Source organism: Sulfitobacter sp., from assembly GCF_036960155.1.
Lineage (GTDB): Bacteria > Pseudomonadota > Alphaproteobacteria > Rhodobacterales > Rhodobacteraceae > Sulfitobacter.
This window is the reverse complement of the sequence record NZ_JBALWB010000015.1, coordinates 89,212-95,790: the sequence shown is the minus strand read 5'-3', so window position 1 is coordinate 95,790 and position 6,579 is coordinate 89,212. Positions and strand designations below refer to the sequence as shown.

Sequence of the window (6,579 nt, the reverse complement as noted above, 5' to 3'; positions counted from 1 at the left end):
AAGGTCGCATGGTAAGTGGCAAAGTCAGAGCATTTGTGGATTTCATGGTCGAGCGCCTTCGCGCGCATGAGCATATTAATTGAGTATGGTGCGCGCGGTCACGTTCAACAGAAATTACGAAAAGCGGTCAGCGTGGTAAATCGCGAATGGGGCGGACGTGGTCCTCAAACGGCACATGGCGTCGCTGAAATGTTGTGTTCTGGATGAGCTCCGGACCGCTGATCCGGTCCATACGGAAATATCGGAAATCTTTGCGCATGGGATCCCAGGCGACCAAATACCAGAGAGGTGGTAGGATCAGCATGGCTTGCGGTTCAACAATGCGTCTGGTTACGGTCCCTTTTGCGTCACGGTACTGGAAGCGCAGCTGTATCCTCTTTTGACACCACGTCCGTGTCTCGATGCTGGGTGATCCATTTGTTTAGCGTCGACATACCAACACCAAGATCATCCGCCACCTGCTTACGCGTTAGCCCGCTGGTCAGTGCGATACGAACCGCATCTGTTCGAAATTCGTCCGTCCGTTTCAGTCCCATAGTCAGTCTCCTTTGTTGCAGTAAATGCTATCAAAGGAGCGGCATCAAACCGCGACAGGTCCAGTGTTCTTACTTACCGATGTTTTCTAAAGTAGTTTCGATATGATTTGGTCGCTATCCCGCGAACCAGCCTATCACTCTTTCTCCTGAGGCCGATGTACCCAAAGGACGATGTGGTCGATGTTCATAACGTGGCCTCTCAGTTTCCGGTTGATTGAACGGGGTCTGGTGCGATCACGGGCGTTTCCGTGAAATGCCCGGCAGCAATTCGGTAGACGGACCGGTGTCCGAACCGCGCCCACAGCCTTCGCAGTACGTAAACTAGCTTGGGGTTGTGCTCTTCTCGATCCTGAAGTGCACGCTCCGTGGTGCGCTTCCAGTTCTCGGTCACACTCGTACCCTCGCGACTCCGCGTAGCGCGCATCCAGTGCGACGATGCTGGCCTGCGTGGGGACAGCCTTCAGTGCGAACAGGACTCCAAGCATTGCTGTCCAGTAGCACTTGATGGCTTTTGACTGCTCATCGCGCGGTAGATGCCGAGCGATCTGTTCGACGGCGTGCAGGGACGTGACCAGGTGGAGGAGCACGAAGTCGCCGGGGTTGCTCAGGTACAGGAGCATGACTGCGTAGTAGAGCTGCTCCCAAACCTACTCGGGATCTGCGCTCTCAAGCCAGGAGGGTGTGGAGTGGATGAGGGGGTGTCCTTCTGCGAGCACTCGAGCGATGTGTAGCTGCGCTCCGGTGTGTTCGAGAACTGGTTGAAAGCCCGCCGCGACGCTGAGCTCAGGGCTGCCTAGCGCCTGATCGACACAACTCGAGAGAACTCGTCTGTCGCGGTCCCACTCGGCAGCGATGCGCTTCATCGAGTCCAGAGGCGTGCGGTCAACGGACGGCGACTTCGATTCGGAGAGAGCCCGATCCGGATAACTCGACACGTAGGAGAACGCGAGGTACGCAAGACCCTCGATGGTCATCCCTTTGTGTTCCGCATCCAACGCCCAGCCGAGGTGAATCGTTCCGTGGAGGAGTGCCCCCACGCATCCCGGAAGAAGCTCTGGTACGTAGACCTTGAGGGTCTGCTCGAGGCCGAGGTCTTCGACGCGCCCCTCGAAGAAGCGGTAGAGAGAATCGAACTGCTCGTGCTTCCCGAGGAAGTCTCTCCAGTTCTCTTCCGTGAGTTGGATGTCCGATTTCTTGGGAGGCTCCAGACCGAACCCGTAGGTAGTTCTCGCGTACTCCTCGACGTACGCCGCGATGTCTTCAGCGGGCGCGCCTAGCCCGTTCAGCGCGATGACAGCGTGCTTGGCATGATTGGAAAGGTAGCTGTGGAACTCGATGTGAAAGGACTTGTCGTCCAGCATCTGCTCAATGCGGTTGTTGTGGTCTGTCATGGGTTTCTCCTGTCGAATACGATTCTGGGTGTGAGGCGAAAATTCTTGTGGCGATCTCAGAGAGGGGAGACGTCCGCATACACCTTGTAGTCCTCGATGATCCCGCCTTCGGTGGTGAGGATGGTCGCGAACGGAATGGGGAGCTGGCTAGCCACAGACAGAGAGCCGCTGCTTTTGTAGTAGGCTTAACTAGCGACCTCATCAGGCCTTTCATTTCGCATGAACACGACTAGTACGACTGTACAGTCAGCAGCCCAGCAGAGGTTGGCCGCTAACTGTACCATTACCTAATCCGACGGCCAAGATTGCTTGAGCAAGCATACTAGCCCCCGAGATCATGGTATCTACAGACCAGAAATATCGACGTAGATTCTGTAGTCGGTTATTTTTCCATCTTGCACCTCAAGCCTCGTGGCGAAAGGAACTTCATGTTCGCTGAGGTCTTTTCGAGTGTAGTGAACCAAACCGTCGCAAAAAGCAGTCGATCCGCTTTCCCAGATCCCCGAGATCGTGTGTCGCATAGCTTTGATCGTCTCGAAGAATGAAGCATTTGCGTTTTCAACATCCGTCCGCCCGTTAAGGGTGTCAAAGTTTCCAAGCTTGAACGTGACGTTTTCCGCAACGAAACTGGCCACACCTTTGGCATCCATTGCGTCGACGGCAGAATAGAGCAGTGAGAGCAGTGGAGTATGCTGGGTTGTGTTTTGAGCCGTGATTTCCATAGTGTTTGTCCTTTGGTTGTAGGTTTAAGTGATTAGTTGTTTTGAATTCATCCCGCGGTGCGCGACTTGAAGGTGGACCGAAGTGTTGCAGGCGTAATCTGACCGTTTGAGATCGCCAGGCCGATGAACAGAACGGCCAGTGAAATCAACAGCTCAAACCGAATGGTTTCGCCAAACGTGAGAGCGCCAATGCCAATCCCCGCAAGCGTTGCGAAATAGCCCACTTGAGAAAACCCCACACCATCTGTGCGGCGTTGCACTTCAAAGGTCAGGATGTATGCAATTGCCGTGATGAAGCCTATGATTGCGAGTTGCGATCCCGACGTGATCGACTGAACACCGGCTCCGTCGCCAAAGATGAACAGGGCGGGCCAGACGAGGATCAATTGTGAGAGCAATGCGCCCGTTGCCATCATGATGGGGTCGCCGTCCTTGGGATAAGCTTTGCTCCGAAAGACGTTCCCGAAGGCAAGGCTCACAGGTCCTGCTGCAGCAAGCGCTATCCAGAATGGATCGATACCAGACAGTTCAAAACCGGTCAGCGTGACGAGGCTTATGCCGATCAAACCGATCAATATTCCTATCAGTCGATGAAACGGAAGCATCTTGCGTTCTACGGCTGTGGAGATGGCAAATGTAAACAGCGGGGAAAGCGTCACCAGTGCTGAATAGAAACCGGCCGATATATGACCAAGCACCGTGAAGCCAATGAGCGCTGGTGCGCTAACGCCCAGTATTCCAGCCCCTATATAGTAAAACAAATGATGCGGGGTGAGATTAAGACGGCGTCCCGTAACGATGCCGGCGCTGAGTAGAACAAGCGAGGCAACAAGCAACTGCCAGAAAAGAGCCGTGAGTGGTGGTGCGCCGGCGTTTGCTGCTAGTTTGGACAAGGTAAAGCTCACACCGACCAGAACACCGATAGTCATGATCACAGTGGTCGGCGGGAGAGGTTTTGAAAAGACTGACATTATACCGCCGCCTGCACTGGCCTTCTGGTCAGCCTTGATCTTGTTGCTAAACTTGCTGGCATGGGTGCCTCCTATCTGTTGCCACGAAGATAGGTGAATTCCCAGAACTTGATAATACGTCAGTACTGAACTACATTAGTGAAAATAATTCACCAAACTGCAGAGACCTCAAATGAATGAAATCGCTGCAATCCCTGTGTTTGTAAAAGTGGCTGAAGCCGGTGGTTTTGCGGCAGCTGCGAGGCAACTCGGCCTGACAAACTCAGCCGTAAGCAAGAGAATATCAAAGCTAGAAGCACATCTGGGAACACAGCTGTTTCATCGTACAACACGCAGTATTTCACTGACCGAAGCTGGTGAAGTTTACTTCGCCCATGCAGTACAGGCACTCGGATCGGCACGTGAGGCAGAAGATGCTGTCACTTCCCTGCAAGGAAAGCCCGTTGGACAACTCAGAGTCTGCGCTCCTGTCTCCTTTGGCATTTTGCACATCGCCCCGCTGATGGCTCGCTTCTTGCAAAACCACCCTGGAATCTCCCTCGATCTCGTCATGGATGACAGGGTCGTTGACCTTGTTGATTCAGGTTTTGATATGGCTATCAGAGCAGGAAAATTAGAGGATTCATCACTGGTCTCGCGTCGCCTGACTGATGTCAGAAGCGTAATTGTTGCGTCACCAAACTATCTAAAGGCCCACGAGTCGATCAAACTGCCCGAAGACCTTCTTCATCACAACTGCCTTCACTACACCTATTCCCGAGACCCAATGGAATGGGTATTTCATGGCCCACTTGGAAAGCAAAAGGTGAAGACCAAGGGTTCTCTGGGTATAAACAACAGTCAGGCGCTTTGCACGGCACTTGTGGATGGTCTGGGCGTGGGCCGGTTACCCACGTTTGTTGCCAGTCCACATATTAAATCTGGTCGCTTAACAACGTTGCTTTCAGACTACTCACTGCCGGAACAGGCGCTCTATGCTGTGTTCCCCGAACGCCGGCACATCCCTGCAAAAGTACGAGCTTTAACCGAGTACCTTGTTGATTGTATCGGCGGCGACGTAGCTTATTGGGATAATTAGTGTCCGAGTTTCTGCTTCCAAATCGACCACTAAATAGACTTTGGCAATGAAAATACGGGTTTGCACAAAGTCGCAGAAACGGCCATTCGTGCACACCGCTACATTTGTCTAATTGGGCTCAAAACGGACATCTGACGGTTTCAGCCTCGTTCGACGATAGCGTTGATGGGTCAAGCGCGGCTATCGCGCCGCCATCCGCTGTTGACGGCAAATACAAGACGGCCTGCCAGTGATCCGACTGGCAGGCCGTTTTTTCATTGGGCTCTGGCGTTGAGTTGTCAGTAACCGACAGTAAACGCCGCGCGCGGGAATTTGGCCAACTGAGCCTCATCCACCAGCGCAACTGCGAAATCCTCCATCGAGATTTCGGAATTGCCGACTTCGTCAACAAGCAGCTTGTCCGTGTCAGTTCTGAACGCACCGCGGCGCTGGCCGGGTTGCAATCGAGCGGACGGACTGGCGTAGGTCCAGTTTGCCGATGCGTCAGACGCGCAGAGTTCCCACTGCGCCATCGATGCGCGGGCCGTCGGAACGATGCTTTCGGGTAGAAAGTCGGGATCTGACAAAACCGTGTGCGGACTGCCATCTGGAAGACGCAAACGTGCGGCCCCGCCGACGATGATCACCCGAAGATCGACAAGTGACGCGGCATCAAGAATGGACCGGGTCAACGCAACGATCTCGCCCTCTCGCCCTGCTGGCGATCGCACGGCACTAATGGCCAAATCCTGTCCGGTCATGGCGGCGGCAAGAGCTGCAGGGTCCGCAACATCTGCAACAACCGGGGTGACGCCCTTTGGCAGTTTGGCAAGCCCAGCGTCGTTTCTAACCGCTGCTGTGATCTCGTGTCCGCGCGCGAGCGCCTCGGTTACAACACGAGAGCCGACGTCGCCAGTGGCACCAAATACGATGAGTTTCATGGAAGTTCTCCTTTAAGTTGAGGTGTGAATGGGAAGTTTCGGAAGGATGGGGCGGCTGATGCGCCCCGCACGTTGACCCAACCAGATCGCGGCGAGCACAACTCCAGCTCCAGCGATTTGAATGGGCGTTAATGCTTGGCCCAAAAGTGCCCAGCCAATCAGAACGGCCGACAGAGGGCTTAGAAACCCAAGCGCGGCCACAGCGCCAGGCTCAATCCGAGAGATGCCGCGGAACCACAAGATATAGGTCAGCGCCGCGCCAATCAGGCTGAGAAAGAGGATGCCTGACATATTCTGCGCACTCAACGGAGGAAGTGGCGGCTCAAACAGGAGCGCAAGCGGCACCAGCAGCAACCCACCGGCAGTTAGTTGCCAAGCGGCAAAGGTAAGAAGCGGCACGGGGGCTTGCCATTTCCGGGTCAAAACCGTGCCAGCCCCCATCGAGACTGCGCCGCCAATCCCCGCGAGCAACCCAATCGGATCAAGCGATATCCCTGAACCGAGCAAAAGAAGCCCGACCCCAAAGATACCAATCAAGGCCGCAATCACCGCCGACGACCTGATGGTTGTACCCAATAGCAGCGCGGCTAGAAAGACGACAATCAACGGCTGAACCGCCCCGACAGTCGCTGCAACGCCACCGGGCAGCCGGTAAGCGGCCGCAAACAGCAACGCCCAGAACAACGTGAAATTGAGCGCGCCAAGAATGAACACACGCATCCACCAGATGCCTTGCGGCAATTGTCGCGCCAGAATGAGCAACATAAGGCCAGCAGGCAGCGCACGCAGCGCGGCCATCGTGACCGGATACCCTTCAGGGAGGAATTCAGTCGTCACATAATACGTGCTGCCCCAGACCAGCGGCGCAACGGCTGTGAGCGCAATGTCGAGTTGTTGTTTCATAGTGAGTCTCCATTATCTTGACGTCAAGATACTTATCTTTATCTTGACGTCAAGATAG

Annotated in this window: 7 protein-coding genes and 1 pseudogene; 1 reads left to right on the top strand and 7 read right to left on the bottom strand. The window is 54.6% G+C overall.

What is annotated here, in order from left to right; translation table 11 throughout:
- Positions 1 to 127: 127 nt before the first annotated feature.
- The 5 genes and pseudogenes from V7775_RS21410 to V7775_RS21390 form a co-directional block, all read right to left on the bottom strand.
- Positions 128 to 322, bottom strand: coding sequence for a WYL domain-containing protein (locus tag V7775_RS21410; RefSeq protein ID WP_443070154.1), 195 nt, complete (start codon positions 320 to 322; stop codon positions 128 to 130).
- A 49-nt stretch (positions 323 to 371) separates the two neighbouring features.
- Positions 372 to 536 (bottom strand): annotated as a pseudogene (locus V7775_RS21405) (transposase); the annotation flags it as partial.
- A gap of 647 nt (positions 537 to 1,183) precedes the next feature.
- Positions 1,184 to 1,927: a questin oxidase family protein gene (locus tag V7775_RS21400; RefSeq protein WP_335753965.1), complete on the bottom strand. Its 744-nt coding sequence runs from the start codon at positions 1,925 to 1,927 to the stop codon at positions 1,184 to 1,186.
- Between the two features lie 344 nt (positions 1,928 to 2,271).
- Complete coding sequence (locus tag V7775_RS21395; protein WP_335753964.1) at positions 2,272 to 2,649, bottom strand: nuclear transport factor 2 family protein; 378 nt, start codon at positions 2,647 to 2,649, stop codon at positions 2,272 to 2,274.
- Positions 2,650 to 2,696: 47 nt separating this feature from the next.
- Complete coding sequence (locus tag V7775_RS21390; RefSeq protein ID WP_335753963.1) at positions 2,697 to 3,620, bottom strand: DMT family transporter; 924 nt, start codon at positions 3,618 to 3,620, stop codon at positions 2,697 to 2,699.
- A 172-nt stretch (positions 3,621 to 3,792) separates the two neighbouring features.
- On the opposite strand from V7775_RS21390, the gene V7775_RS21385 reads away from it, so the two are divergent.
- On the top strand, positions 3,793 to 4,698 hold the full coding sequence (locus V7775_RS21385) for a LysR family transcriptional regulator (protein WP_335753962.1): 906 nt from the start codon (positions 3,793 to 3,795) through the stop codon (positions 4,696 to 4,698).
- A 278-nt stretch (positions 4,699 to 4,976) separates the two neighbouring features.
- On the opposite strand, the gene V7775_RS21380 is transcribed toward V7775_RS21385, so the two are convergent.
- Positions 4,977 to 5,618 carry an NAD(P)-dependent oxidoreductase gene (locus V7775_RS21380; protein ID WP_335753961.1) on the bottom strand — a complete coding sequence of 214 codons (642 nt, stop codon included), beginning with the start codon at positions 5,616 to 5,618 and terminating at the stop codon, positions 4,977 to 4,979.
- A gap of 12 nt (positions 5,619 to 5,630) precedes the next feature.
- Positions 5,631 to 6,521 carry a DMT family transporter gene (locus V7775_RS21375; protein WP_335753960.1) on the bottom strand — a complete coding sequence of 297 codons (891 nt, stop codon included), beginning with the start codon at positions 6,519 to 6,521 and terminating at the stop codon, positions 5,631 to 5,633.
- Positions 6,522 to 6,579 lie beyond the last annotated feature (58 nt).

Bases quoted from the DNA above. Each gene is read 5' to 3' on its own strand.
- V7775_RS21400 (WP_335753965.1), bottom strand. From the start codon at position 1,927: ATGACAGACCACAACAACCGCATTGAGCAGATGCTGGACGACAAGTCC.
- V7775_RS21395 (WP_335753964.1), bottom strand. From the start codon at position 2,649: ATGGAAATCACGGCTCAAAACACAACCCAGCATACTCCACTGCTCTCA.
- V7775_RS21390 (WP_335753963.1), bottom strand. From the start codon at position 3,620: ATGTCAGTCTTTTCAAAACCTCTCCCGCCGACCACTGTGATCATGACT.
- V7775_RS21385 (WP_335753962.1), top strand. From the start codon at position 3,793: ATGAATGAAATCGCTGCAATCCCTGTGTTTGTAAAAGTGGCTGAAGCC.
- V7775_RS21380 (WP_335753961.1), bottom strand. From the start codon at position 5,618: ATGAAACTCATCGTATTTGGTGCCACTGGCGACGTCGGCTCTCGTGTT.
- V7775_RS21375 (WP_335753960.1), bottom strand. From the start codon at position 6,521: ATGAAACAACAACTCGACATTGCGCTCACAGCCGTTGCGCCGCTGGTC.